Source organism: Sinorhizobium sp. 7-81 (assembly GCF_030124405.1).
In the GTDB taxonomy this organism is placed as follows: domain Bacteria; phylum Pseudomonadota; class Alphaproteobacteria; order Rhizobiales; family Rhizobiaceae; genus Sinorhizobium; species Sinorhizobium psoraleae.
In genome coordinates, this window is sequence record NZ_JASKLT010000001.1 from 1,128,716 (window position 1) to 1,153,310 (window position 24,595).

Genomic DNA, 24,595 nt, shown 5'->3' on the forward strand with positions numbered 1-24,595 from the left:
GTCAGTTAGGGAAAGCCCGGCTCTCCAGCCGGGCTTTTCCATTTTTGGGCCTGTTGCGGGGAGAGTGTTTCCGCTCCGCCGTCGGCGAGCTGGTCTACCGTCGAACAAAAGCCGCTATAGCCTGTCTCGGGCCATCGAAATGCAGAAGCGGTGCATGGCCCTGTCCGATCGCTGTCACCGTCACCAAGTCCGGATGGCGATGCTTCATTTCCGCGACTGTGATCTCGGACAGGAGGCTGGAGTGCTCGCCACGAACGACCATCATCGGCAGCCCAGCGAGCGCATCGAATTGCGGCCAAAGTTCCGGCAATGACGTGTCGGCTGTGAGCGCCTGCATTTGCGCCGCGATCGCCGGATCGAAGTCGGCGACCGGGAGTCCGCCTTCGTCGCGATAGATCGCCTTCGCCATCCCGTGCCAATCGTCCTCACGAAGGATCGGGAAATCTGCCCCATGTATGGATTGCAGATAGCGAGGTGCCGCAAGCCAGCTTGCCGGCCCGGTCGCTGCGTTGAGGTACTCCCGGATTCGAAGCAACCCCTCGATTTCAATGACCGGGCCGATGTCGTTGAGAATGACGGCTGCTATCAAGGTAGGGGCGAGGCCCACGAGATGATGCAGAATCAGGCCGCCGCGCGATGTGCCGATGAAAATTGCCTTCTCGACACCGAAATGCGCGCAGGCGGCGATGAGATCCAAGGTTTCCATAGCGACAGTGTAACGGCGTTTGTCGTCGTCGCGCTCCGAACGACCGCGCCCACGGGAATCAAGAGAGATGACGAAATGGCCGCCTCCCGCCGGGGAGGCGAGAAAGCCCCCGAGCTCGTGGAAGTCGCGGCTGTTGCGTGTCAGGCCGGGCAAGCAGACGACGGGAACCTTTGTACCGCGTGACGATGCCGCGAGGCCGTAGGACCTGGCATAAAGCTGCAGACCATCCTGTACTCGAAACAGATGTTCCCGAAATTCACTCCGGTCCATGATCGGCTCCATTCGGTCGCGCGGAGTGAAATGGTAGCTTCTGTATGTGCTACGGCAAGCCGGCAAAGGACTTTATCAAACCGGAAGATTGTCACTTTAGGGCCGGATCGTCCCGCGCAGCTCCGCGTCACTTCGCGCGCAATTATACGCTGGCGGAGAGCTCGGAATTGGCACAATTCGTGCAAAGGTGTGTAACGGCTTTCCGTCCCGAGCTGCGCAGTTTCAAAGAGTTAGATCATTTCACCGCTTCAATGAAACAGTGAAATGACCTATTGCTGCGGTGAGGTGCCTTAGCTATAGGGCGAATAGCACTGGCGACGGGGGCCGCCATACGGCTGATAGGTGTTATCCCAAGCCCGATAGGACCGGTAGCGCGCATAGCACCACTCAGTATGGGCGCTGCCGCCGGAATATCTCGGTCGCTGGCTCAGCACGCCGCCGACAATCGCGCCGGTCGCCAAACCGCCAATGAACGCGCCGAAATCGTTGTCATCGTCGCGATAGTAGCGGCGGTAGCGGCGATCACGATAGCGATCGCGATAGAAACTGCGCCGGTAGTCACGATAGCCGCGCCGAGACTCACGATAGCGATCGCGTCGGCACGAAGGCAAGCGGCACACGCCCTTCGCGTGCTCGCCGCGCTCATAAGAGAACTGCACGTGCTGGATGTCCGTGGCTTGCGGCTTTACCGCCGGAGCGATCGGAAATGCCTCTGCGGGCGGAACGCTGCTTATCGCCGTCGCCAGCGACAGGGCGACAATTGCTAACGTCTTCATTGGCTTCACCATTTCCTTTCGAGACAAACGCATCCCTTCCCGAAGAAAATGGTTGGGACCGCATTTTGTGCCATGTTCCGGCGGCCGATCACGACCATTTGATCGCGCCTTTCGCCGGGGGACAAGGGGCCAAAGTCGATTGAACTCAGGGCAATTTCCGCCCCATTCTCAAATCCGCGACGATGTCGGCGGGCTCTCCCAACCGGGACTTGTAGACCTGATAGTTCTCCATGACCCGCTGGACATAGTTGCGCGTTTCCTGGAAGGGGATGCGTTCGATCCAGTCCACCACGTCATCGATTGGCTTACCGCGAGGGTCGCCATAACGGTCGAGCCATTCCGGCACGCGGCGCGGGCCGGCATTATAGGCGATGAACGTCAGAATGTAGGAACCGCCAAAACTGTTGATTTGCTCGCCGAGATAGTGCGCCCCCAGGGTCGCATTGTAGCCTGCATCAGTCGTCAGGCGGTCCTTGGAATAGGCAAGGCCGAATCGGCTCGCGACGCCCTTGGCGGTGCCCGGCAGAAGCTGCAGCAGTCCGCGGGCATTGGCGGCCGAGACGGCGGCCGGATTGAAAGCGCTTTCCTGGCGGGCAATCGCATAGGCCAGCGCCTTGCCGGCACCGGTGATATCGGCGCTAGACGGGATCACTCCGATCGGAAAGGCAAGCGCGGCGACATCGACGCCTCGGGCGAAAGCAATCTTGCCGATTTGCAGCGAAAGCTGGTGATCGCCTGTTTCTTCCGCCCGCGCAGCAAGCATCGCGAGTTCGCCGGGGCTGGTCAGTTCCTCGGCCAGCGACCGATAAACGCTGTCCGCACGCCAGCCGTGGCCGGCGGCATCCAGGCGGGAGATGGCCCTGACGGCCTCGCGACGTTCGAACCGTATGCGATCCTCCGGCGTGGGGGAGGGGTAGCTTACGTCAAGCGTCGAGCGGCCGAGCCGCGCGGCTGCGAGTTGGCCATAGAATGTGCCGTGATAGCGCGCCGCATTGGCAAAATGCTCCTTCGGATCGCCAGGGCCGCCCGCTTCGGCGGCGCGTCCGAGCCAGTACCAGGCACGCGAGGCTGAGATCGGCCGGGTCGACGCTTCCAGTATCTTCCGGAAATGGCCTGCCGCAGTTGTCGGGTCTTCCAGGCCGCGAAGCGCGTACCAGCCGGCGTGAAACTCCGCGTCTACGATGTCCGTCGCTTCGGTTGCCGCATGGCTGGCGGCGACGCGGTAAGCGCCACGGAAATCACCTTCGTCGAGCAGGCCGCGGCTGACAATGCGCTGCTCCGTCCACCATTCGCCCGGATTGACGAGAGCTTCGCTGTCCTTCGGCATTTGGGCCAGAAGCTTGGCTGCCTCCTGGTATTTGTCCTGCTTGCGCAGATGCTCGATGCGCACAAACAGAAAGGCGGGGCTATCGCGCCACGACGGGTCGACCGCCTTGATCAGCGCCGCCGCGTTGTCGCTGCCGCGGATAACCGCGGTCCAGGCGCGATAAAGCGATTGCGCCTTGCCGAGGTCGCTGAAACGCACCGCCTGCTCGACACGAGCGCGATAGAGCAGCAGTTCCATGCGCCGCCTGTGGTCGGCGGTGGTCAGTAGATTGGAAAATTCCGAGAGGATCTTTGTTTCCGTGTCCTTGTCGAGCGCCTCTTTCAACCAGATAGCGCGCAGGTGCTTGGCCGCCGCTGCGCTTTGCCCTTGAGCCACGAGCGCCCGCGCAAGAATGATCGTCCCCTCCGCCGTCTCCGGCTGGGTCGCGCCGAAGGCGACGACCACATCCGCGGCACTCGGGTTTTCGCGATAGAGCGCCCGTTCCGAATGCGCCCGCAGCAATTTCAAGCCGGGCCAGCCTTGAAGCTCCCGTTGCGCTTCGGCGATCTCGTAGGATGGAACGCCCTTCTGACCTGAAACGGCAATGGCCCAGGTGAGGATGTGGCGCTCGAGCTTTCCGGAGGGCATGCCGTCGCGAACTGCGATTGCTTTGGCGGGCTCGCGATTGGAAAGCGCGTCGAGGCCTGTCTTTAAATCTGCGCCGATCGGCGCTACGGCCGCGGATATTGCGGCTGTGATATCCGCAACGCGTCCCGTCTTGCTGGGGGAATCAGACCTGTTTGCCGGTACCGCTGTCCGGTGGGTCTCGCTGGCGGGAGCCGAAGAAGCGAGCACCGCGGCGCCGACCATGATGGCGACAGGCAGAAAGAGTGGTCTGCGCATCAAGAGCCCCCGTGTTCCCCTTCGTTCTCCGCCGGACCGCTTGCCGAAAAGTTAGCGGCATTTGCCGATGACCGCAAATCGTGGGTACGGTGTTTTCATGAGGCCCGCTCGAGCATGGGCTCTAACCGCCGCAGTGCCTTAGAGCTATCGTTTGGGTGAAAACCGACATGAAATGCGTCTTCACGACGCTTGCCGCGACCACTTCACATGATTATGGTGCGGCAGTTTTTTAACCGTCGATTGCGGCCAAAGCGTGAGAGTTCGTGCTCCTTGCGGCCGTCAGGAGTTGTGCATGTTCCAGGGTTCCATTCCCGCACTCGTAACACCGTTCACCGCCACCGGCTCAGTGGATGCGGATAGTTTCGTCGCGCATGTGGAATGGCAGATAAAAGAAGGCAGCCATGGGCTGGTGCCGGTGGGCACGACCGGGGAATCGCCAACCTTGTCCCATGACGAGCACAAGACGGTTGTCGAACTCTGTGTGGAAGCAGCGGCGAGGCGCGTGCCCGTGATTGCCGGTGCCGGCTCGAACAACACGACCGAAGCAATCGAGCTTGCGCAGCATGCCGAAAAGGCTGGCGCCGACGCCATTCTGGTCGTGACGCCCTATTACAACAAGCCGACGCAGAAGGGCCTCTTTGCCCACTATGCTGCAATCGCCGAAAGCGTGAAGCTGCCGATCGTAATCTACAATATTCCCGGTCGCTCGGTCGTCGACATGAGCGTGGAGACCATGGCTGCGCTGGCAAGGGCTTATCCGACGATTGTCGGCGTCAAGGATGCGACCGGCAAGATCGAGCGCGTCTCCGAGCAGCGCATGGCCTGCGGCAAGGAGTTCGTGCAGCTTTCGGGTGAGGACGCGACCGCCCTTGGCTTCAACGCGCATGGCGGGGTCGGCTGTATTTCCGTCACAGCCAATGTCGCGCCGCGCCTTTGCGCGGAATTCCAGGAAGCGACACTTGCCGGTGAATTCGCAAAGGCGCTGGAGTATCAGGACAAATTGATGCCGCTCCACAAGGCTATCTTCATGGAGCCCGGCCTCTGCGGCGCCAAATATGCGCTTCATCGCCTCGGGCGGATGAGCCGCGCCGTTCGTTCGCCGCTGTTGGCGACGCTCGAGCCGGGCACGGAGGAAGCGATCGATGCGGCGCTCCGGCATGCGGGATTGTTGAACTGATGGCCCCCAAAGGTAGCGAGCGCACGGTCAAGAAAGTCGTGGCGGAGAACCGCAAGGCCCGCTTCAACTACGAGATCATCGATACCTACGAGGCCGGTCTCGTGCTGACCGGCACGGAGGTCAAGTCGTTGCGCGAAGGAAAGGCCAATATCGCGGAATCCTACGCGACCGACGAAGGCGGCGAAATCTGGCTGATCAATTCCTATCTACCGGAATATTTGCAGGCCAACCGTTTCAACCACGAAACCCGTCGGCGTCGCAAACTGCTGTTGTCGAAGCGGGAAGTGAACCGGCTGCAGGGCGCCGTCAACCGTGAAGGCATGTCACTGATTCCGTTGCGGATCTATTTCAACGACCGCGGGCGGGCGAAGCTGGAGCTTGCCCTGGGCAAGGGCAAGAAGCTGCACGACAAGCGTGAGACCTCCAAGGAACGCGACTGGAATCGGCAGAAGAACCGCCTGCTCAAGGAGCGCGGCTGATCCGGCCGGGTCAGGGGCGCTCGCGCCGCCCCTGCATGGGCTCGAATTCTTAAAGTTCGACGTCGTCTGCGACGGGCTCGACCGGACGCGGTGTGCGTTCCGAGGGCTCACGGCCGATCTCGCCTCTGAGTGTCACGAGATCGATGAAGTGATCCGCCTGGCGTCGCAGATCGTCGGCTATCATCGGCGGTTGGGTCGACATGGTCGAGACCACGGAAACCTTGCGGCCCTTGCGCTGCAGCGCTTCGACCAGCGTGGTGAAGTCGCCGTCACCCGAGAAGATGACGAGATGATCGACCGTCTCGGACTGCTCCATAGCGTCGATCGCCAGCTCGATATCCATGTTGCCCTTGATCTTGCGTCGCCCGAGCGAGTCGGTGAATTCCTTGGCCGGCTTGGTGATGACCTTGTAGCCATTGTAGTCCAGCCAATCGATCAGAGGACGGATCGACGAATATTCCTGATCTTCGATAAGCGCGGTGTAATAGTAGGCCCTGAGCAGGTATCCGCGTTTCTGGAAAGCTTTCAGCAGCTTGCGATAGTCGATGTCGAAGCCGAGGCTTTTCGACGCGGCGTAGAGATTGGCGCCGTCAATGAAAAGTGCGATTTTCTCGCGGGGATCGAACATCGTAATTTCCTTTTTCCATGCCCGGCGCATCTTGAACCTTCCGACCGAAGGGTGCGCAGAAAATAGGTGGATTACATTAATAATTGCTGATATTGCAAATAATGTAGGTTATACCACGCATTAATCCAACCAGCGCACGACGCATATAGCTAGTTTTAGCAGTTGCTGCAGTTGGTCCACACCTCAATTTGCGATTGCCGCTGCAAATTCGATTAGCGCATTGCGCAATGCAATCAGCATATGTGGCCAACACTTGCGGCGCTCAGGCGTCATATTCTACCATGTGTCACTGGGTGATGTGAGCACTGAATGCAGGAAAAACTTGAACTTATGCTGTTTTGATTGTATCCGAGCGGATAATTCCAGAAATCGGAGCTGATGAAGTCGTCAACCGACGGCTGTTCCGGTCTCGTGTCGTTTAATCTGTGCAGCGGCAACGCCGCCGCGCTTTGAGTCGCAAAGGACAGGCTATGGCCCGCGTCACCGTCGAAGACTGCATTGACAAAGTCGACAACCGTTTCGAACTCGTTCTGCTCGCCAGCCACCGCGCACGCCTGATTTCGCAGGGTGCCGCTATCACCGTTGATCGCGACAACGACAAGAACCCCGTCGTTGCATTGCGCGAGATCGCTGACGAGACCCTTTCGCCCGGCGATCTGAAGGAGGACCTGATCCACTCGCTGCAGAAGCATGTCGAGGTGGACGAACCCGAGCCGGATCCGGCTTCGCTGACGCAGCCGGAAGCCGCCGCCGCTTTCGCGGATGCGGCGGAAGAGGAAGATCAGCCGGAAGCGCTGACCTTCGACCGCATGTCCGAAGAGGAACTGCTTGCAGGTATCGAAGGACTTGTGCCTCCGGAAAAGAGCGACGACTACTAAGATCCGTTCCGGAACGTGTGTTCCGGTCTGTTTTCAAAGCAGTGCGCCACTCCTATGATTGGCGCACTTTTTTTGTTTGTCTTTTCCACGGAGCCGCCAGCGGATGATGCGCCAATACGAGCTCGTTGAGCGCGTGCAAAAATACAAGCCCGACGTCAATGAAGCCCTGCTGAACAAGGCTTACGTCTACGCCATGCAGAAGCACGGCCAACAGAAACGGGCAAGCGGCGACCCCTACATCTCTCACCCCCTCGAGGTGGCGGCCATTCTTACCGAAATGCATCTGGACGAGTCCACGATCGCCGTTGCGCTGCTGCACGATACGATCGAGGACACGACGGCGACGCGGCAAGAAATCGACGATCTCTTCGGCGAGGACATCGGTGCCCTGGTCGAGGGACTGACGAAGATCAAGAAGCTCGATCTCGTCACCAAGAAGGCCAAGCAGGCGGAAAACCTGCGTAAGCTGTTGCTTGCCATTTCGGACGACGTCCGCGTTCTCCTCGTCAAGCTTGCCGATCGCCTGCACAACATGCGCACGCTCGACCACATGTCGCCGGAGAAGCGCGCGCGCATTTCCGAAGAGACGATGGACATCTATGCGCCGCTGGCCGGGCGCATGGGCATGCAGGACATGCGCGAGGAACTCGAAAATCTCGCTTTCCGCCATATCAACCCGGAGGCCTACGAAACAGTCACCAGGCGACTGCAGGAACTCTCAGAGCGCAACGAGGGCCTGATCAAGAAGATCGAGGAGGAGCTGAGCGAATTGCTGCAGGCCGAGGGGCTGACGCAGGCGCTGGTCAAGGGACGTCAGAAGAAGCCCTATTCGGTCTTCCGCAAGATGCAGTCAAAATCGCTTTCCTTCGAGCAGCTGTCGGATGTCTGGGGCTTCCGCATCATCGTCGACGACATTCCCTCGTGCTACCGTGCGCTCGGCATCGTGCACACACGCTGGCGCGTCGTGCCGGGACGCTTCAAGGATTATATCTCGACGCCGAAGCAGAACGACTACCAATCGCTTCACACGACGATCATTGGCCCGTCACGCCAGCGCATCGAGCTGCAGATCCGCACGAAACGCATGCACGACATTGCGGAATATGGTATTGCGGCGCATGCCCTTTACAAGGATCGTGACGCCGTGGCGACGGATGCGCCGCGATCACCCACATCGAACGCCTATTCCTGGCTTCGCCGCACGATCGAGTCGCTGGCCGAGGGCGACAATCCCGAGGAGTTCCTGGAACACACGAAACTCGAGCTGTTTCAGGATCAGGTATTCTGTTTCACGCCCAAGGGGCAGTTGATCGCGCTGCCACGTGGCGCTACGCCGATCGATTTTGCCTATGCCGTGCATACGAACATCGGCGATACCTGCGTCGGTGCAAAGATCAACGGCCGCATCATGCCGTTGGTCACGCGTCTCAACAACGGTGACGAGGTGGAGATCATCCGTTCCGGCATTCAGGTGCCGCCGCCCGCCTGGGAGGAAATCGTCGTTACCGGCAAGGCGCGCGCCGCTATCCGTCGTGCGACGCGTGCGGCCGTTCGCAAGCAGTATGCCGGTCTCGGCTACCGTATTCTTGAGCGGACCTTCGAACGGGCCGGCAAGAGTTTTTCGCGCGAGGCGCTGAAGCCCGCTCTGCACAGGCTCGGGCAAAAAGAGGTCGAGGACGCGATCGCCGCGGTCGGGCGGGGTGAGCTGTCCTCGCTCGATGTCCTGCGCGCCGTATTCCCCGATCATCAGGACGAGCGCGTCACGGTGAAGCCCAGCGCGGACGACGGCTGGTTCAACATGCGCAGCGCCGCAGGCATGGTCTTCAAGCTTCCCGGCCGTTCGAAAGAGACGGTCGGAGCGCAACAGGCCGAAGGCCCCGAAGCTTTGCCGATCCGTGGCCTTTCCGGCAATGCCGAGGTGCACTTCAGCCCGGCCGGCGCCGTTCCGGGCGACCGCATTGTTGGCATCATGGACAGCGACAAGGGCATCACCATCTATCCGATCCAGTCGCCAATTCTGCAAAACTTCGATGACGAGCCGGAGCGCTGGATCGATGTGCGCTGGGACCTCGATGAAGCGAACAGCAGCCGGTTCATCGCAAGGATCGCGGTCAGCGCGCTGAATGAGCCCGGCACGCTGGCGGAGATCGCGCAGGCGATCGCGACGACCGATGTCAACATCCGCACGCTTTCCATGGGGCGAGTCGCGGCGGATTTCAGCGAGCTGCAATTCGACCTGGAAGTCTGGGATCTGCGTCAGTTGAACCATCTGATCGCACAGCTCAAAGAGTTGCCGAGCATTTCCATGGTCAAGCGGCTGTTCGAATAGGCACGTCAAAAAGCTGCAAAGAGGCCGGCCAGCACTGCGATTTCTCGGCGGGGATGGCCCGTTCGCGCGATCGAGTCGCGCGTCGTTCAAGCCGCATATATGGATGGCAGTTGTTCCGACGGATACGTTCTCCATGCATTTGCCTATGGAATAGGCATGGTGCGGGAGGGAAAGTCCGCTGTCATGCGTTAGTTGCATGGCTGCCGCCTTATCCTGACGCTGGTAGGGCAGCGGTCGCTAAACTATCTTTCGCTTGGGAGGTAAGCGAAGAGGTTTGCCATGTTCAAGCAGTTGAAGAAACTCACCCGTGCCCTGCACGTTCCGACCGTTGAAGAGCGTGAGATCGCTTATCTGAACGGTTCCGTCGATCGCATCGATCTCGAATACCGTCAGCGCCAGATCGACCGTGGCCTGTTCCGCAGCAGCTTCTGATTTTATCGCGTGGCCCTCGAACCGCGATAGCTGGCCCGACGCTCCCACGTGTCTTTTCAGGCGCATAAAGGTTGCTGTAGCACTCTGATTTGCTACATGTTTCATCCTTGACCGGCCCGATTTAAGGATGCATGCAGCAGCGGTTGGCGGCTCGCTAAAGCCATGCATCAGGCGAATAGCTCCGTTGCAAATTTCTGTGGTGCCGCGCCTGACTTGTCTGCAATGGACATGACGCCTATCTTGCGGCCCACAACGAGGCGGAAGCGCTATCTCGCGCCCATGGGCCGCTTCGAGATGCGATCATGACGGCATAATGTTATTCAGGCGCAGAAAACCGGTCACGATTTCCGAGAGGCTCCGCGCCTTGTTATGGCCACGCAAGGGCCTCTCGCGCGGGTTGCGATACATTGCCTTGCGCGTCCTGCGCCTGTCGTCTTCGCCGCATTCGATCGCGGTCGGCGTTGCGGCCGGCGCCGCATCGTCGTTCACGCCGTTTTTCGGCCTTCACATCTTCCTGGCAGTCGCCCTCGCGTCGATTTTTTCCGGCAATCTTCTTGCTGCCGCTATCACGACGGCGCTCGCCAATCCGGTCACCATTCCGATCATCCTGACGGCCTCTTATGAAATCGGCACCGTCCTGACAGGGCCGCAGGATGGCACGGCTGTCAGCGGCGCCGAGATCGGTGATATGGTCGAGCGCCTGGAACTCGCGGAACTCTGGGGACCGGTGTTCAAGCCGATGCTCATCGGTTCACTTCCGCTCGCCGTCGCTGGCGCGCTTGTCTTCTATCCGCTCGCCTACCAAGCGGCCCGGCTTTTCCAACGGAGGCGCAGGCGAGCACGTTCCCAACAGGTCGGGCACTCATCATGATCATTGGCATCGGCAGCGATCTCATCGATATCCGCCGGATCGAGAATTCGCTCGAACGCTTCGGCGAACGCTTCGTCAATCGGTGCTTCACCGACATCGAGATCGCCAAATCGGACGGCCGCAAGAATCGTGCCGCATCCTATGCCAAGCGCTTCGCCGCCAAGGAGGCCTGTTCGAAGGCACTGGGCACCGGCTTGGCGCAGGGGGTTTTCTGGAAGGACATGGGTGTCGTCAATATGCCGGGCGGAAAGCCGACGATGCAGTTGACCGGCGGCGCGGCCGAGCGGCTCCAGAAAATGTTACCCGTGGGTCACCGTGCTGCCATCCACCTGACGATGACGGACGACTTCCCGTTGGCACAAGCCTTCGTGATTATCGAGGCGCTGCCCGTTGCCCCGGTGGAGGGAACGGTTTAGAGCATTCTGCTGGAAACACGGACCGGCGGTCGCTTGAAGAGCAAAGTTCCGGCAACATATAGGATCGAATTGCGCGGCGGCGCGCAGTACGGAGCCCGAGCGCAAGTGTCGGGCATCCGAAGCGGATGACAAAGGAAGACAGCAGCGTGGAAGAAAAGACAGAAACGAAGCAGAGCGGCCTCTGGGAGAATGTAAAGGTTATTATCCAGGCGCTGCTTTTGGCCGTCGTGATCCGAACAGTCTTCTTCCAGCCCTTTACGATTCCGTCAGGCTCTATGATGCCGACCCTGCTTGTCGGCGATTATATTTTCGTGAACAAGTTTGCCTACGGCTATTCGAAGTACTCGCTGCCCTTCTCGCCTGATCTTTTTAGCGGCCGGATTTTCGCAAGCGAGCCAGAACGCGGCGATATCGTGGTCTTCCGCTTCCCGCCGAACCCGGACATCGACTACATCAAGCGTCTTGTTGGTCTTCCCGGCGACCGGATTCAGGTGAGAAACAGCGTTCTCTACGTCAACGACAAGGCCGTCGATCGCGTTCCGGACGGCGCATTCCGCGCTGACGACCAGTACGATACGGGCGGCGATGTCCCGGTTTATCGCGAGACGATGGACAGCGGCGTTTCCTATGACACGCTCGACCAGTTTCCGGATTCGCGCGGCGACAACACGCGTGAGTTCATAGTTCCCGACGGCCACTATTTCATGATGGGCGACAACCGCGACAATTCCGCCGACAGCCGCTTCGACGTTGGCTTCGTGCCGGCGGAAAACCTGGTGGGCCGCGCCAGCCTGATCTTCTTCTCGCTCGGCAACGACACGTCGTTCCGCGAGGTCTGGAAATGGCCGGCAAACCTGCGTTACGACCGCCTGTTCAAGGTCGTCGAATGATGAAGGGGCGACCGCTGAGCGCGGAGGATCGGGCAAGACTCGAGGCCGTGATCGGTTATCAGTTCGTCGAGAAAGAACGCCTGGACCGGGCGCTGACGCATTCGAGCGCTCGCAACGCCAAGGGCAGCAACTATCAGCGTCTCGAATTCCTGGGTGACCGTGTGCTGGGCCTGTGCGTGGCCGAGTTACTGTTCCAGACCTTTCGCGACGCGAACGAGGGTGAGCTTTCCGTCCGACTGAACCAACTGGTCAGCGCGGAAAGCTGCGCCAAGGTCGCGGACGACCTGTCACTGCACGAGTTCATCCGCACCGGTTCGGACGTGAAGAAGATCACCGGCAAGCACATGATGAATGTGCGCGCCGATGTGGTAGAGTCGCTGATCGCGGCGATCTATCTCGATGGCGGTCTGGAGGCGGCGCGGCGCTTCGTGCTGCTCCACTGGACGGCTCGGGCGGCCAGTGCCGATGGCGCCCGCCGCGACGCGAAGACAGAATTGCAGGAATGGGCGCACGCCAGATTCGGCGTTGCACCGAAATACAGGACGGATGATCGCTCCGGTCCCGATCACGACCCGCGTTTCACGGTGACGGTTGAGGTTATGGGGCTTGCACCGGAGACGGGAACCGATCGCTCCAAACGCGGCGCCGAACAGGTCGCCGCGACACGATTGCTGGAGCGTGAAGGCGTTTGGCAGCAGAAGCCTGCCGGAAATTGACGGAAGCTATGACGGATATGGAACATGATACGGCCGCCACCGGCGCGCCGACCCGCTCGGGTTTCGTGGCGCTGATCGGCGCGACGAATGCCGGTAAATCGACGCTCGTCAACCGCCTCGTCGGTGCGAAAGTCTCGATCGTCAGTCACAAGGTGCAGACGACGCGCGCGATCGTGCGCGGCATCGCAATCCATGACAATGCCCAGATTGTCTTCATGGACACGCCGGGCATTTTCAAGCCGCGGCGCAGGCTTGACCGCGCGATGGTGACGAGCGCCTGGGGCGGCGCCAAGGATGCCGATCTGATTATGCTGCTGATCGACAGCGAACGCGGATTGAAGGGCGACGCGGAAGCGATCCTCGAGGGCCTGAAGGAAGTGCATCAGCCGAAGATTCTGGTGCTCAACAAGATCGATCAGGTTCGCCCGGAAGATTTGCTGAAGCTTGCGGCTGCGGCAAATGAAACGGTCAAATTCGAGCGCACGTTCATGATCTCGGCACTTTCCGGATCCGGATGCGACGATGTCATGGATTATCTTGCGAAGGCGCTGCCGGAAGGCCCCTGGTACTATCCCGAGGATCAAATCTCGGACCTTCCGATGCGCCAGCTCGCAGCCGAGATCACCCGCGAAAAACTGTTCCTAAGGCTGCACCAGGAACTTCCCTATGCGTCTCACGTCGAGACCGAGAAATGGGAGGAGCGCAAGGACGGGTCCGTGCGCATCGAGCAGGTGATCTATGTCGAACGCGAGAGCCAGAAGAAAATCGCGCTTGGCAAGGGCGGGGAGGCGATCAAGGCGATCTCGACCGCGGCCCGCAAGGAGATCTCGGAGATCCTGGAGCAGCCCGTGCACCTTTTTCTCTTCGTGAAGGTGCGCGAGAACTGGGGCGACGATCCGGAGCGCTTCCGTGAAATGGGGCTCGAATTCCCGCGATAACCGAGTTATCGGCGCGGCAAACGTCTTGGCCTATTCGCGGTTCGCCTGGCTGTTCGTTGCCGCCATCCTTTTCCCGAGAAGCGGACTGATCGTCTCTGCGCGGTTGGTCCAGACATAGCCCGCGAAATTCTTGGGCACGAGCGTCAGGTCATCTGCGCTGTCGATGCCGGAGGTAAAATCGCCGCCGCCGTAGCGCCCGAGAAGTATCACCTCGCTGCCCGCATCCTTCATGCGGGCGGCAAAGCGGTCTGGCCAGCCCCAAAGAAACGGCGCGTAGTTGGCGGGTACGACCACGAGCGTGTTGTGGCAGGCCTCCGGCACGATGCTTGTCCAGCCATAGGCGACGTAGCGGCCAAGGCAGGCGAGGGTCGACTGCCTGTCATAGCCTCTCAGCCCAGGCACCAGCCGCAGGGTTTCCTGCGTCGGAGCGCTGCCGCCATAGACGCCGAAAACCGATTTTCGCCATTCGGGATGCGCGCGCAACAGGACCGCAAGCGTCGCTCCTTCCTCCCGCCGGTCGCTCTTGAAGTTGATGAGGAAGCGGCCGTGGGGCAGCGCAGTGAATACCTCCGTCAGCGTCGGCATTTGGCCTTGCGCACGGCCGCGGAAGGGGAAGGTCTTGCCTCCGTCGGCGGTGTAGCCGTAGCCGATATCGAGCGTCTTCAGCGTCGTCATCGGCGTTTGCTCGGTGACGCCCTTTCCGTCCGTGCGGCAATCGAGCGTCCAGTCGTGGAATACGGCAAACTGACGGTCCGGCGTTAGGTGGATGTCGAGTTCCACGACCTCCGCGCCACTGTCCATTGCCGCTTGCATGGAGGCTATCGTGTTTTCGAGATAGGCGTGGCGCGGCGGCTCGATGCGTTGGGCCGTGCAGGTGTCGTTTTCGACGCCTTCCTGTTGGAAAACCTGGTGAATGCCACGGTGCGCGAGAATTTTGGCCGTATCTGACGGTGGCGTCACCAGCAGGGAGGTATTGAGAAGCCAGAGGGCGGCAGCGACGGCAAACACGACAACGATGAGCGTCTTCATCGTGACTTCTCCTCTGGCGCCCGCTTCACCGGCAATATGGGCGAAGATGATGCGAGCGCCGGGCGCGCGGTTTGCGAACGATCTGTCACCCCGCGCGCAATTGACCGGAAATCAACCCTGTGGAACGTAAGCCATCGGTACCGGTTTAGGCAACGCCTACAGGAGAACACGCATGCCGCAGCTCGTCGATGGAAAATGGGTCAGGGGCGATGTCGCCGCAAGCGAGATGAAGGACGGTGCCTTCCATCGCGAGCCGACTCGGTTCCACAACTGGATCACGCCCGACGGGCGGGCCGGTCCGGACGGCCAACCGGCATTGATGGCTGAAGCAGGGCGTTACCGGCTTTTCGTCTCTTATCTGTGTCCCTGGGCCTCGCGTACGATCGCGATGCGCAACCTCAAGGGCCTTGAAGCCGTTGTCGGCTTGACAGTCTCCAACCCCATTCTGGGTGAAGATGGCTGGACCTACGACCAGCCTGTCGATGCCGGCGCCCGCGTGGGCGAGATTCGCTATCATCATCAGCTCTACACGGCGAGCGACCCGCACTACACCGGCAAGGTCTCGGTACCGGTGCTGTGGGACATGAAAGAGGGGCGCATCGTCAACAACGAATCAGCCGACATTATTCGCATCCTCAATTCGGCGTTCGACCATCTGACCGGCAATCGCCTGGATTTCTACCCTGCCGCGTTGCGCGCGGAAATCGATCGTTGGAACGAGCCGGTCTATGCGCGCGTGAACAATGGCGTCTACCGCGCTGGCTTCGCAAAGACGCAGGCGGCCTATGACGAGGCGGTCTCTGGACTGTTCGACATGCTCGACGAACTCGAGCGGCATCTTGCGGCGCATCGATATCTTGCCGGCGCCCATCTCACCGAGGCTGACATCCGGCTGTTCGTCACCCTGATTCGTTTCGATGCCGCCTATCACGGGGCCTTCAAATGCAACATCCGCCGGATCGAGGACTATCCATCGCTGTCCAACTATATGCGCGAAATTTACCAATGGCCCGGTATCCGCGAGTCCGTGCGCATCGATCACATCAAGCGCGGCTATTACGGCATCCGGCATGTCAATCCGACCGGGATCGTTGCGGCGGGACCGGTGCTCGATCTCGATCGCCCGCATGATCGCCACAGGCTTCGCGGGCTTGGCGTGTTCGGCAGCTAGAGCGGAAGAGAAAACCTCAGAATTTTCGGTTCGTCCCGCGGCCGATACATTGGCCGCGCTCTGGCCGATCGGCGAGGGGCCGCTGGCCACTCCAATCCGCATTTCTTCGAATTTACTAAGGAAGCAGATCAATGAGGGGCCACAAAGAAGCCCATTGATAAACCGTGGAACACCGCTAAGTTAATGGAAGTTCTGATGGATAGGAGCCCGGTGGGCCAGCCTGACGAAATTCCCGGTGCGCGGCGACCTTGCGGCGCCGCTGCCTGACGGAAGCCGTGGGCTTAGCCAAGTCGGTTCTCGTTTTTCAGGATGCGTCCGGCGTCGTTTCCCAAGCGCATGCCTGCGCGTATCCTCCGAAAGCCGATCGAACCGCTCGCAGCGTCTCCTGTGCGGAGGAACTATATGTCCGTTTAGGTCTGATGCTGAGGTAGGATATGAGTGCGGCATTGTTGAATCTGCTTCGCCGTCTTGTCCAGAAGGGCAAACTGACGGTCGTTTTCTCATCAGATGAAAAGGTAGTCTTGGGTGATGGTACGGGCCAGCCGGCGACCATACGGATAGCCGATGCCGCGGCGGAAACGGCCATTGTGCGGGACCCCGGGCTAAAGTTTGGTGAAATGTATATGGATGGTCGCGTTCTCGTTGAGGAAGGCGACATCTTCGACGTGCTATCCATTATCAAGAGCAATGATCTGGCAAACGTTGCGACCTTCGCCAATTCCATCGTGGCGCTGGGGCATGTGTTGCGCCAGCAGGTGAAGAGCAGGCTGCCGGTCAACCGCAATCGCTACAATGTCGCCCACCACTATGATCTCGACGGGAAGCTCTTCAACCTCTTCCTCGATGAGGACTGGCAATATTCCTGCGCCTATTTCCATCCGCCGGGAATTTCGCTCGACGAGGCGCAGCGCGCCAAGAAGCGGCACATCGCGGCGAAGCTCTTGCTCGAGCCCGGCCAGAAGGTGCTTGAAGTCGGTTCCGGCTGGGGCGGGATGGCGATGTATCTTGCCGAAGCGTCCGACGTCGAAGTCACCGGAATCACGCTCAGCGAGGAGCAACTGAAGGTCTCGCGCGAACGAGCGGAGCGGCGCGGGCTCGCCGATCGCGTGCGCTTCGAGCTGCAGGATTACCGCACGATGCAGGGGCGGCAGTTCGACCGAATCGTTTCCGTCGGCATGTTCGAGCACGTGGGCATCGGCAACTACGGCAATTTTTTCCGCAAGATGAAAGAGCTGCTGACACCCGAAGGGGTGATGCTGCTTCACTCCATCGGCCAGATCTACAAGCCTTGGGCCACCAACCCGTGGATCGAGAAGTACATCTTTCCCGGCGGTTATATCCCGGCCCTCTCCGAAGTGCTGCCGTCGGTCGAGAGCACGCGGCTGCTCGTCAAGGACATCGAAATCCTGCCGATGCACTACGCCTGGACACTGCGGGCGTGGCGCGAGCGCTTCGTGGCGCGGCGGGAGGAGGCGGTCAGGCTCTACGACGAACGCTTCTTCCGGATGTGGGAATTCTATCTTGCGGCCTCGGAAACCGCCTTTCTCCATGACAAGCACTTCGTCTTCCAACTTCAGCTCTCGCCATCGCTCAGGTCGGTGCCGGTCTCACGGGATTATATCGCTCAAAAGGAGCGCGAATTGCTTGAATTCGAGAGAACCCGCCGGCGCCTGGAACTCGTCGCGGTCTAACGCAGCATAGTGCCGGTCATCCGGCGAGCGTCTTTTCCGCCCCTCATCCCAATGCGGGTGAGGGGTGCGGTGAGCATTTCCGCAATCGACCATCTTCTGTGGAGCGCGGTCGGGCGATCATCCGCCCTCACTTGGCCTTGATGGTCTGCGCCAGTATGGTCCGCTCGGAAAACAGAATACGGAAAGCAGAATGACCGCAAAGCCCATTGCCGCCCTCATCGCAAGTGAGATCAAGGCAACCACCGCGCAGGTTGCCGCCGCCGTCGACCTGCTCGACGCGGGAGCGACGGTGCCTTTCATCGCTCGCTATCGCAAGGAGGTAACCGGCGGTCTCGACGATACGCAACTGCGCGTGCTTTCGGAACGGCTCACCTATCTGCGTGAACTCGAGGCGCGCCGGTCGTCGATCCTCGATTCGATCCGCGGCCAGGACAAGCTCACCGACGAGCTCGAAGGCAAGATCGCCGCTGCGGCCACCAAGGCGGAGCTTGAGGACATCTATCTGCCCTACAAGCCGAAACGGCGCACCAAAGCAGAGATCGCCAGGGAGCGTGGGCTGGGACCGCTGGCGGAGGCAATACTTGCCGACCGCTCGATCGCGCCGGCCGATCGCGCCGGTGCGTATCTGACGGCCGATGTCACGGACGTCAAGATGGCGCTCGAGGGTGCGCGCGACATCATCGCCGAAGGCATGGCCGAGAACGCCGATCTTTTGGGGCGCCTGCGCAATTACATGAAGGACGCCGCGTTCCTGCGTGCCAGAGTGGTCGACGGCAAGCAGGAAGCCGGTGCGAAGTTCTCGGATTATTTCGATCATGCCGAACGCTGGGCGACGGCGCCCGGCCACCGGGCGCTTGCGATGTTGCGCGGCTGGAACGAGGAGATCCTCTCGGTCGATATCGTCGTTGACCAGGACGACAGATCACCGATGAAACCGGTCGAGCGTATGATTGCGGCCGCCTATAATGTCGGCGCGCACCTGCCCGGCGACAAATGGCTCCTGGACGTGATCGGCTGGACCTGGCGGGTCAAGCTCTCCATGTCGCTCTCGCTGGATCTGATGCGTGAGCTGCGCGAGCGGGCGGAAGAGGAAGCAATCCGCGTCTTCGCTCGCAATCTCAAGGATCTGCTGCTCGCCGCGCCCGCCGGCTCGCGCGCAACCATGGGTCTTGATCCGGGCATCCGCACCGGAGTGAAGGTCGCGGTCGTCGACGGCACGGGCAAATTGCTTGATACGACAACGGTCTATCCCTTTCCGCCAAAGAACGATGTTCGCGGCGCCCAGGCGGAACTCGCGTCGCTCATTCGCAAGCACAGGGTCGAACTGATTGCCATTGGCAACGGCACCGGCAGCCGCGAAACCGAGAAGCTTGTGGCCGACATGCTTCAGCAGCTCCCAGCGCCGAAACCCACAAAGGTCATCGTCTCCGAGGCTGGGGCATCGGTATATTCCGCGTCCGAAACGGCGGCGGCCGAATTTCCGACGCTCGACGTCTCACTGCGCGGTGCCGTTTCGATCGCCCGGAGATTGCAGGATCCGCTCGCCGAGCTCGTCAAGATCGAGCCGAAATCGATCGGCGTCGGTCAATACCAGCACGATGTCGACCAGTCGAAGCTCAGCCGCTCGCTCGACGCGGTCGTCGAAGATGCGGTGAACGCCGTCGGCGTCGATCTCAACACCGCCTCGGCATCGCTGCTGGCGCGCGTATCTGGTCTCGGCAAATCGTCCGCGGAAGCGATCGTCGCGCACCGTGACGCGACCGGACCTTTTTCCAGTCGTCAGCAACTTTTGAAGGTACCGCGTCTTGGTGCCCGGACCTTCGAGCAATGTGCCGGCTTTCTTCGGATACCGAACGGAACCGACCCGCTCGATGCGTCCTCGGTGCACCCGGAGGCCTACGGTGTCGCGAAAAAGATCGTCGCCGCTTGCGGTCGCGACGTCCGCTCCCTTATGGGCGACAGCGCCGCCCTGAAAAAGCTCGAGCCGCGCGCCTTTGTCGACGAGCGTTTCGGCTTGCCGACCATCAAGGATATTCTTGCAGAGCTGGAAAAGCCGGGCCGCGATCCGCGCCCGAGCTTCAAGACCGCAACCTTCGCCGACGGCGTCGATGACATCAAGGATCTGAAAGTCGGGATGCAACTCGAGGGTACGGTGACAAATGTCGCGGCCTTCGGTGCGTTCGTCGATATCGGTGTGCACCAGGACGGCCTCGTCCACGTGTCGCAACTGGCCGACCGCTTCGTCAAGGATCCGCATGAGGTTGTCAAGGCGGGCGATGTCGTGCAGGTGCGCGTCACCGAAATCGATGTTGCGCGCAAGCGCATCGGCCTCACGATGCGCAAGGACGGTGGTGCGGAAAAGGGGGGGCGCGAGGCGCGAGGATCCGCATCGAATGGCGGCGGCACGCGCAACGCAGCCGAGCGTCAGCCGCGCCCGCAAGCGCCCGCCCAGGGTGCTCTTGGCGCGGCACTGTTGGCGGCAATGAAACAAAAATGACCAGCTAAGTGGAACGGCCGGCGCCAACGATCGTTTCCCCCTCATCGACTGTTGGCATGACGGTTTCAGGTGAGTGATCTATAAATTAGTTAACTGACATATACTCTGCTTTCCGTCATACTCCTCTCGTGGCGACACCGGCTTCGTGTCGCGAGCAGGTGTCGACCATAGGATGCCGGTCTACGGCGGAACAGGTCAGCGGAAATCCTCTTCCGCCGGGGCTCCCGGCGAAAGGAGGAGCGTCATGGTACGCAATGTGATCCGCGGGCTCACGAGAGCCATCATATTGGCTGTAGTGGTGTCGGCACATCCCTATCCGGCAGGTTCGCAGACGGTCGCGAATTGCGCCGAACGATCCCAGGTGATCGAGTTCCTTGCGCAAAAATATGACGAAAAGCCCGCGGCAGTCGGATTGATCAACCCGCAGGCCGTCATGGAGGTTTTTGCCGCCGACAACGGCAGTTGGACCCTGATCGTCACGGATGTCTCGGGCCGAAGCTGTGTCATTCTCGCCGGAAAGAGCTGGGACCCGATGCCGCAGGTCGGGCCGAAGGCATGAACGCGAAAGATCACGCGTGACCGCTCTTTGCGAACGATCACGTGACGGCACAATTAATCTGCCGTCACGTCAAAAAGCGTCCGCACTTTTATCCCGTTTCTCGGAACGTCTGGTCAGTCCGGCCTGCCGATGCTGGCATAGCCGAAACCGTGCCTTGCCACTTCGTCCCTGCGGTAGATGTTGCGCAAGTCGACGAGCAGCGGCGTCTTCATCACGGTTTTGAGCCGCGCAAAATCCAGTGCCCGGAATTCGTTCCACTCGGTGACGATGACCAGCGCATCGGCGTCCGCTGCCGCATCGTAGGGGTCGGCCGCGTAATCCAGCCCTTCAATCAGCTTGCGGGCATTCTCGACACCCTCCGGATCGTAGCCGGTTACCTTGGCGCCCGCATCCTGCAGGGTCTGCACGATTGCGATCGCCGGGCTGTCGCGCATGTCGTCGGTATTCGGCTTGAAAGTGAGGCCGAGGACGGCGATCTTGCGCCCGCGCACATCACCGCCCGCGGCGGTGATCACCTTGCGACCCATCGCCCGTTTACGATTGTCGTTGATCGCAACGGTCGTCTCGACGAGGCGAACCGGACTGTCGTAATCCTGAGCGGTCTTGACGAGTGCCAGCGTATCCTTGGGAAAGCACGAGCCGCCGTAACCCGGCCCGGCATGCAGGAACTTCGAGCCGATGCGGCCGTCGAGGCCAATGCCGCGGGCGACATCCTGAACATCGGCGCCGACCTTTTCGCAGAGATCGGCCATTTCGTTGATGAACGTGATCTTCATCGCCAGGAAGGCATTGCCGGCATATTTGATCAGTTCGGAGGTGCGGCGCGTGGTAAACACAAGCGGCGCCTGGTTGAGGTAGAGCGGGCGATAGACCTCGGTCATGACTTCACGTGCCCGCTGGTCGTTGCCGTTGAGGCCGACGACAATACGATCCGGCCGCTTGAAATCCTCGATCGCCGCGCCTTCGCGCAGGAACTCCGGATTGGAGACGACGGCGACATCGGCTTCGGGATTGGTTTCGCGGATGATACGCTCGACCTCGTCACCGGTTCCGACAGGAACGGTCGACTTCGTGACGACGACGGTGAAGCCGGTGAGATTGCTGGCGATCTCCCGGGAGGCTGCATGGACGTAGGAGAGATCGGCATGCCCGTCGCCGCGCCGCGACGGCGTGCCGACGGCGATGAAGATCACGTCGCTTTCGGCAACGGCCGACTTGAGGTCTGTCGTGAAACTCAGGCGTCCCGACGCGACATTGCTGGCGACAAGATGGTCGAGGCCCGGCTCGAAGATCGGGATTTGCCCCTGCTTGAGCGCCTCGATCTTGCGCTCGTCCTTATCGAGGCAGATCACGTCGTGACCAAAATCCGCAAAACAGACGCCCGAAACAAGGCCGACGTAGCCGGCGCCGATCATCGTGATTTTCATCGGTTCTTCCTTTGTTGTTGGGTTTTATTGGATGTCGGTTAGATAAATCCGTGTATTAAAAGCGAAATAGACCTATTTGCGGCCATTTTGAGCCGGATCTGAGGTTTTGGCCCAGCCTCGTGGCTAATAATACGTTATGCGATCTGGCCGGTTTTACAATAATATTGCTCATACCATTCCACAAAGCGGGCAACGCCCTCCTTGACCGAAATCGACGGCTTGAAATCAGTTAACGCTTCGAGCAGGTCCGGCGACGCGTAGGTGCGGGGAACGTCACCCTGTTGCATCGGAAGCATGTTGCGGATGGCGGGCCTGCCGACTGCCTTCTCGACCGTTTCGACGAAGGTCATCAGTTCGACGGGCTGGCCGCCACCGACATTGACGACGCGAAACGGTGCCTGAGAGGAGAGCGTGTCTTTGGCCTTTTCCGCCGGCACGCGATTTTCCTCTGCCGGTGCAACGTGCGAAAGCCTGAGGATGCCTTCGACGAGATCGTCGATATAGGTAAAGTCGCGGCTCATCCGGCCCTCGCCATAGATGTCGATCGGCCGATCATTGTGAATCGCGTCCACAAATTTGAACAGCGCCATGTCGGGACGTCCCCAAGGGCCGTAGACGGTGAAGAAGCGGAAGGCGGTCGTCGGCACCTTGTAGAGATGGGCGTAGCTGTGCGCCATCAATTCCATCGATTTCTTCGTCGCCGCGTACAGCGTCAGGGGCTCGTCGGCCCGGTCCGTCTCGGAAAAGGGGATCTTGTCGTTGGCGCCATAGATCGAGGACGTCGACGCGAGCATCAGGTGCTTGGGACCAATTGCGCGCGCAAGTTCCAGCATGTTCCACGTGCCGATGAGGTTCGAGTCGACATAGGCCTTGGGATTTTCGAGGCTGTATCGAACGCCCGCCTGTGCGGCGAGATGAATGATCACCTCGGGCTCGGCAAGCTCTGCAGCGTGGTCGAGTGCCGCCCGATCCTCGAGCATCGCCGTCACCGCTTTGAAGCCATTGGAGCGCTTCAGGATCGCATGGCGACGCTCCTTGAGCGTCACGTTGTAATAGGGCGTCATGCCGTCGAAGCCCACAACGAAATGTCCCTCGTCGATAAGCCGCTTGGCGACATGGAAACCGATGAAGCCTGCTGTGCCGGTGATGAGGTAGCGCACGACGGTATCCCCAAATTTGCATAGTCGGACAGTTCATACGAAGAAAGCTGAGCAATGGAAAGCCGAATCCATCACTTGGGCGGGCTTTCGAGCCCCCGGTGCAGGGCCGTCAGTACGGACATGGCGTGGTCCGCATATTGGCTGATCCAGCGATCATGAATGGCCTGGATCGGCAAAGCATTCAGATAGTTCCATCGCTCGCGCCCCTCTCGTTGGACGAGGATCAGGTTAGCGTCCTCCAGCACTTTCAGGTGTTGCATCACGGTGCAGCGGTCGAGTTGCGAGAATTGTTCGCAGAGCATGCCGGTCGTCTGCGGCGCGGCTTTCAGAGCGTCGAGGATCTGCCGGCGCAGGCCATTGGCCAGTGCTTTGAATACGGCGTCGTCTTTCGAATCGGTTGACATGTTATATTTTTATAACATATCATCGTGTCACACAATGGCGAGGAGGAAGACATGACCTTGGAATTTCGTGTGAATGGCCGGATCGCCCGGCCTGTCGATGAGGTGTTCGACGCTGTCGTCAACCCGGATCAGCTCAGCCGCTACTTCGTGACCCTCGGTGGTGTTAGCGCGCCTCTGGTCGCCGGTACGACAGTCACCTGGTGGGGGGAGGTGCCGGTGGAGGTGGAAACCGTCGAGTCCAATCAGCGAATCGTATTCCGGTGGGACGCCAAGGTGGGCGAGGGCGAAGCCCCGTACCGGACGAAGGTAGAGATGCGCTTCCAGTCCCTTGATGACGGCGCAACCATGATCACCATTGCCGAAACCGGCTGGCGCGAAAACGAACAGGGACAGAAGAGCTCCTATATGAACTGCGAAGGCTGGTCCCAGATGCTCGCCTGCATGAAGGCCTGGCTCGAATATGGGATCAACTTGCGCGAGGGCTATTACGTGAGCGAACTCTCGGGCAATCCTGCACTCGAGCCGCAAGCATAGGAGGGCGTGCGATGCCGACGGAGATCAAGGGCGGGTTCAACATCGCCATGAAGGTTCCTAGCCATCAATACGAAGCCGTGATTGCCTTCTACCGCGACGTCGTCGGGCTTCCGCCCTTCGATGAGAAGGCGCCTGCGATGGGGTTCGTTCTCGGCCCAAATCGCCTCTGGATAGATGAGGTGCCAAACTACAGCCAGGCGGAAATCTGGCTGGAGCTTTTCACCGGCGATTATGAGAAGGCGCTCGACCATCTCGCGGCGAACGGAGCCGTCCGCTGCGACGCGGTCGAGGATCTGGGTGAAGGCTTTCGCGGGGGCTGGATCATGAACCCTGCGAACATCGTGCACCTGGTGCGGGAACCGGATGCCTGGTAGGCGCCTGAGTGTCAAATGCGCCTCACATGGGCCA

The 24,595-nt window shown here is 60.4% G+C and carries 24 protein-coding genes; 16 read left to right on the forward strand and 8 right to left on the reverse strand.

Annotated elements, in window-relative coordinates:
- Positions 1-94: 94 nt before the first annotated feature.
- From QN224_RS05430 to QN224_RS05440, 3 genes are all read right to left on the reverse strand, one after another.
- Positions 95-976, reverse strand: coding sequence for an alpha/beta fold hydrolase (locus QN224_RS05430; protein WP_283975837.1), 882 nt, complete (start codon positions 974-976; stop codon positions 95-97).
- A 290-nt stretch (positions 977-1,266) separates the two neighbouring features.
- Positions 1,267-1,752, reverse strand: coding sequence for a BA14K family protein (locus QN224_RS05435; RefSeq protein WP_283975838.1), 486 nt, complete (start codon positions 1,750-1,752; stop codon positions 1,267-1,269).
- A 145-nt stretch (positions 1,753-1,897) separates the two neighbouring features.
- Complete coding sequence (locus QN224_RS05440) at positions 1,898-3,961, reverse strand: lytic transglycosylase domain-containing protein (RefSeq protein ID WP_283975839.1); 2,064 nt, start codon at positions 3,959-3,961, stop codon at positions 1,898-1,900.
- A gap of 292 nt (positions 3,962-4,253) precedes the next feature.
- On the opposite strand from QN224_RS05440, the gene dapA reads away from it, so the two are divergent.
- Together dapA and smpB are read left to right on the forward strand one after the other, a co-directional pair.
- A complete protein-coding gene (dapA, locus tag QN224_RS05445; protein ID WP_283975840.1) occupies positions 4,254-5,138 on the forward strand; it encodes a 4-hydroxy-tetrahydrodipicolinate synthase in 885 nt (294 codons plus the stop codon).
- On the forward strand, positions 5,138-5,617 hold the full coding sequence (gene smpB / locus QN224_RS05450; protein WP_269276981.1) for an SsrA-binding protein SmpB: 480 nt from the start codon (positions 5,138-5,140) through the stop codon (positions 5,615-5,617). The genes dapA and smpB overlap by 1 nt, the downstream gene beginning before the upstream one ends.
- 49 nt (positions 5,618-5,666) lie before the next feature.
- On the opposite strand, the gene QN224_RS05455 is transcribed toward smpB, so the two are convergent.
- Entirely contained in the window at positions 5,667-6,245 is a 579-nt protein-coding gene (locus QN224_RS05455; RefSeq protein WP_173510441.1) for an NYN domain-containing protein, read from the reverse strand.
- A gap of 470 nt (positions 6,246-6,715) precedes the next feature.
- On the opposite strand from QN224_RS05455, the gene rpoZ reads away from it, so the two are divergent.
- From rpoZ to era, 8 genes are all read left to right on the forward strand, one after another.
- Positions 6,716-7,123, forward strand: coding sequence for a DNA-directed RNA polymerase subunit omega (rpoZ, locus tag QN224_RS05460; protein ID WP_136504099.1), 408 nt, complete (start codon positions 6,716-6,718; stop codon positions 7,121-7,123).
- Positions 7,124-7,226: 103 nt separating this feature from the next.
- Positions 7,227-9,452: a bifunctional (p)ppGpp synthetase/guanosine-3',5'-bis(diphosphate) 3'-pyrophosphohydrolase gene (locus tag QN224_RS05465; protein WP_269276975.1), complete on the forward strand. Its 2,226-nt coding sequence runs from the start codon at positions 7,227-7,229 to the stop codon at positions 9,450-9,452.
- Between the two features lie 279 nt (positions 9,453-9,731).
- The gene (locus QN224_RS05470) at positions 9,732-9,884 is read left to right on the forward strand and encodes a DUF3563 family protein (protein ID WP_173510439.1); all 153 of its coding nucleotides are present in this window, start codon (positions 9,732-9,734) and stop codon (positions 9,882-9,884) included.
- Between the two features lie 313 nt (positions 9,885-10,197).
- Complete coding sequence (locus QN224_RS05475; RefSeq protein WP_173510438.1) at positions 10,198-10,755, forward strand: DUF2062 domain-containing protein; 558 nt, start codon at positions 10,198-10,200, stop codon at positions 10,753-10,755.
- Complete coding sequence (acpS, locus tag QN224_RS05480; protein WP_283975841.1) at positions 10,752-11,171, forward strand: holo-ACP synthase; 420 nt, start codon at positions 10,752-10,754, stop codon at positions 11,169-11,171. The genes QN224_RS05475 and acpS overlap by 4 nt, the downstream gene beginning before the upstream one ends.
- Before the next feature lie 146 nt (positions 11,172-11,317).
- The gene (lepB, locus tag QN224_RS05485) at positions 11,318-12,061 is read left to right on the forward strand and encodes a signal peptidase I (RefSeq protein ID WP_173510436.1); all 744 of its coding nucleotides are present in this window, start codon (positions 11,318-11,320) and stop codon (positions 12,059-12,061) included.
- Positions 12,061-12,777 (forward strand): ribonuclease III, encoded by a 717-nt coding sequence (rnc, locus tag QN224_RS05490; RefSeq protein WP_173511479.1) that lies wholly within the window; start codon positions 12,061-12,063, stop codon positions 12,775-12,777. Before lepB ends, rnc begins: the two co-directional genes overlap by 1 nt.
- Before the next feature lie 8 nt (positions 12,778-12,785).
- Positions 12,786-13,715, forward strand: coding sequence for a GTPase Era (era, locus tag QN224_RS05495; RefSeq protein ID WP_283975842.1), 930 nt, complete (start codon positions 12,786-12,788; stop codon positions 13,713-13,715).
- Positions 13,716-13,745: 30 nt separating this feature from the next.
- Here the strand turns inward: era and QN224_RS05500 are convergent, their stop codons facing one another.
- Positions 13,746-14,744, reverse strand: a complete 999-nt coding sequence (locus QN224_RS05500) for a glycerophosphodiester phosphodiesterase family protein (protein WP_269276965.1) — start codon at positions 14,742-14,744, stop codon at positions 13,746-13,748.
- A 172-nt stretch (positions 14,745-14,916) separates the two neighbouring features.
- Here QN224_RS05500 and QN224_RS05505 point away from each other — a divergent pair, with 172 nt between their 5' ends.
- The 4 genes from QN224_RS05505 (at position 14,917) to QN224_RS05520 (ending at position 20,662) form a co-directional block, all read left to right on the forward strand.
- Positions 14,917-15,915 (forward strand): glutathione S-transferase family protein, encoded by a 999-nt coding sequence (locus QN224_RS05505; protein ID WP_283975843.1) that lies wholly within the window; start codon positions 14,917-14,919, stop codon positions 15,913-15,915.
- A 434-nt stretch (positions 15,916-16,349) separates the two neighbouring features.
- Positions 16,350-17,606, forward strand: a complete 1,257-nt coding sequence (locus tag QN224_RS05510) for a cyclopropane-fatty-acyl-phospholipid synthase family protein (protein ID WP_283975844.1) — start codon at positions 16,350-16,352, stop codon at positions 17,604-17,606.
- Positions 17,607-17,796: 190 nt separating this feature from the next.
- Positions 17,797-20,103, forward strand: coding sequence for a Tex family protein (locus QN224_RS05515; RefSeq protein WP_283975845.1), 2,307 nt, complete (start codon positions 17,797-17,799; stop codon positions 20,101-20,103).
- Between the two features lie 244 nt (positions 20,104-20,347).
- Positions 20,348-20,662, forward strand: a complete 315-nt coding sequence (locus QN224_RS05520) for a hypothetical protein (protein WP_269276957.1) — start codon at positions 20,348-20,350, stop codon at positions 20,660-20,662.
- Positions 20,663-20,775: 113 nt separating this feature from the next.
- On the opposite strand, the gene rkpK is transcribed toward QN224_RS05520, so the two are convergent.
- The 3 genes from rkpK to QN224_RS05535 all read right to left on the reverse strand — a co-directional run bounded on the left by rkpK (position 20,776) and on the right by QN224_RS05535 (position 23,653).
- The gene (rkpK, locus tag QN224_RS05525; protein ID WP_269276955.1) at positions 20,776-22,089 is read right to left on the reverse strand and encodes a UDP-glucose 6-dehydrogenase; all 1,314 of its coding nucleotides are present in this window, start codon (positions 22,087-22,089) and stop codon (positions 20,776-20,778) included.
- A gap of 134 nt (positions 22,090-22,223) precedes the next feature.
- Positions 22,224-23,249, reverse strand: coding sequence for an NAD-dependent epimerase (locus QN224_RS05530; protein ID WP_283975846.1), 1,026 nt, complete (start codon positions 23,247-23,249; stop codon positions 22,224-22,226).
- 71 nt (positions 23,250-23,320) lie between these two features.
- Positions 23,321-23,653, reverse strand: a complete 333-nt coding sequence (locus tag QN224_RS05535; RefSeq protein WP_173510427.1) for a helix-turn-helix transcriptional regulator — start codon at positions 23,651-23,653, stop codon at positions 23,321-23,323.
- A gap of 51 nt (positions 23,654-23,704) precedes the next feature.
- Between QN224_RS05535 and QN224_RS05540 the strand changes: the two genes are divergently transcribed.
- Both QN224_RS05540 and QN224_RS05545 read left to right on the forward strand, forming a co-directional pair.
- Complete coding sequence (locus tag QN224_RS05540) at positions 23,705-24,187, forward strand: SRPBCC domain-containing protein (RefSeq protein WP_283975847.1); 483 nt, start codon at positions 23,705-23,707, stop codon at positions 24,185-24,187.
- A gap of 11 nt (positions 24,188-24,198) precedes the next feature.
- Complete coding sequence (locus tag QN224_RS05545; RefSeq protein ID WP_283975848.1) at positions 24,199-24,561, forward strand: VOC family protein; 363 nt, start codon at positions 24,199-24,201, stop codon at positions 24,559-24,561.
- Positions 24,562-24,595: the final 34 nt, after the last annotated feature.

Bases quoted from the DNA above. Each gene is read 5' to 3' on its own strand.
- QN224_RS05430 (WP_283975837.1), bottom strand. From the start codon at position 976: ATGGACCGGAGTGAATTTCGGGAACATCTGTTTCGAGTACAGGATGGT.
- QN224_RS05435 (WP_283975838.1), bottom strand. From the start codon at position 1,752: ATGAAGACGTTAGCAATTGTCGCCCTGTCGCTGGCGACGGCGATAAGC.
- QN224_RS05440 (WP_283975839.1), bottom strand. From the start codon at position 3,961: ATGCGCAGACCACTCTTTCTGCCTGTCGCCATCATGGTCGGCGCCGCG.
- dapA (WP_283975840.1), top strand. From the start codon at position 4,254: ATGTTCCAGGGTTCCATTCCCGCACTCGTAACACCGTTCACCGCCACC.
- smpB (WP_269276981.1), top strand. From the start codon at position 5,138: ATGGCCCCCAAAGGTAGCGAGCGCACGGTCAAGAAAGTCGTGGCGGAG.
- QN224_RS05455 (WP_173510441.1), bottom strand. From the start codon at position 6,245: ATGTTCGATCCCCGCGAGAAAATCGCACTTTTCATTGACGGCGCCAAT.
- rpoZ (WP_136504099.1), top strand. From the start codon at position 6,716: ATGGCCCGCGTCACCGTCGAAGACTGCATTGACAAAGTCGACAACCGT.
- QN224_RS05465 (WP_269276975.1), top strand. From the start codon at position 7,227: ATGATGCGCCAATACGAGCTCGTTGAGCGCGTGCAAAAATACAAGCCC.
- QN224_RS05470 (WP_173510439.1), top strand. From the start codon at position 9,732: ATGTTCAAGCAGTTGAAGAAACTCACCCGTGCCCTGCACGTTCCGACC.
- QN224_RS05475 (WP_173510438.1), top strand. From the start codon at position 10,198: ATGTTATTCAGGCGCAGAAAACCGGTCACGATTTCCGAGAGGCTCCGC.
- acpS (WP_283975841.1), top strand. From the start codon at position 10,752: ATGATCATTGGCATCGGCAGCGATCTCATCGATATCCGCCGGATCGAG.
- rnc (WP_173511479.1), top strand. From the start codon at position 12,061: ATGAAGGGGCGACCGCTGAGCGCGGAGGATCGGGCAAGACTCGAGGCC.
- era (WP_283975842.1), top strand. From the start codon at position 12,786: ATGACGGATATGGAACATGATACGGCCGCCACCGGCGCGCCGACCCGC.
- QN224_RS05500 (WP_269276965.1), bottom strand. From the start codon at position 14,744: ATGAAGACGCTCATCGTTGTCGTGTTTGCCGTCGCTGCCGCCCTCTGG.
- QN224_RS05505 (WP_283975843.1), top strand. From the start codon at position 14,917: ATGCCGCAGCTCGTCGATGGAAAATGGGTCAGGGGCGATGTCGCCGCA.
- QN224_RS05510 (WP_283975844.1), top strand. From the start codon at position 16,350: ATGAGTGCGGCATTGTTGAATCTGCTTCGCCGTCTTGTCCAGAAGGGC.
- QN224_RS05515 (WP_283975845.1), top strand. From the start codon at position 17,797: ATGACCGCAAAGCCCATTGCCGCCCTCATCGCAAGTGAGATCAAGGCA.
- QN224_RS05520 (WP_269276957.1), top strand. From the start codon at position 20,348: ATGGTACGCAATGTGATCCGCGGGCTCACGAGAGCCATCATATTGGCT.
- rkpK (WP_269276955.1), bottom strand. From the start codon at position 22,089: ATGAAAATCACGATGATCGGCGCCGGCTACGTCGGCCTTGTTTCGGGC.
- QN224_RS05535 (WP_173510427.1), bottom strand. From the start codon at position 23,653: ATGTCAACCGATTCGAAAGACGACGCCGTATTCAAAGCACTGGCCAAT.
- QN224_RS05540 (WP_283975847.1), top strand. From the start codon at position 23,705: ATGACCTTGGAATTTCGTGTGAATGGCCGGATCGCCCGGCCTGTCGAT.
- QN224_RS05545 (WP_283975848.1), top strand. From the start codon at position 24,199: ATGCCGACGGAGATCAAGGGCGGGTTCAACATCGCCATGAAGGTTCCT.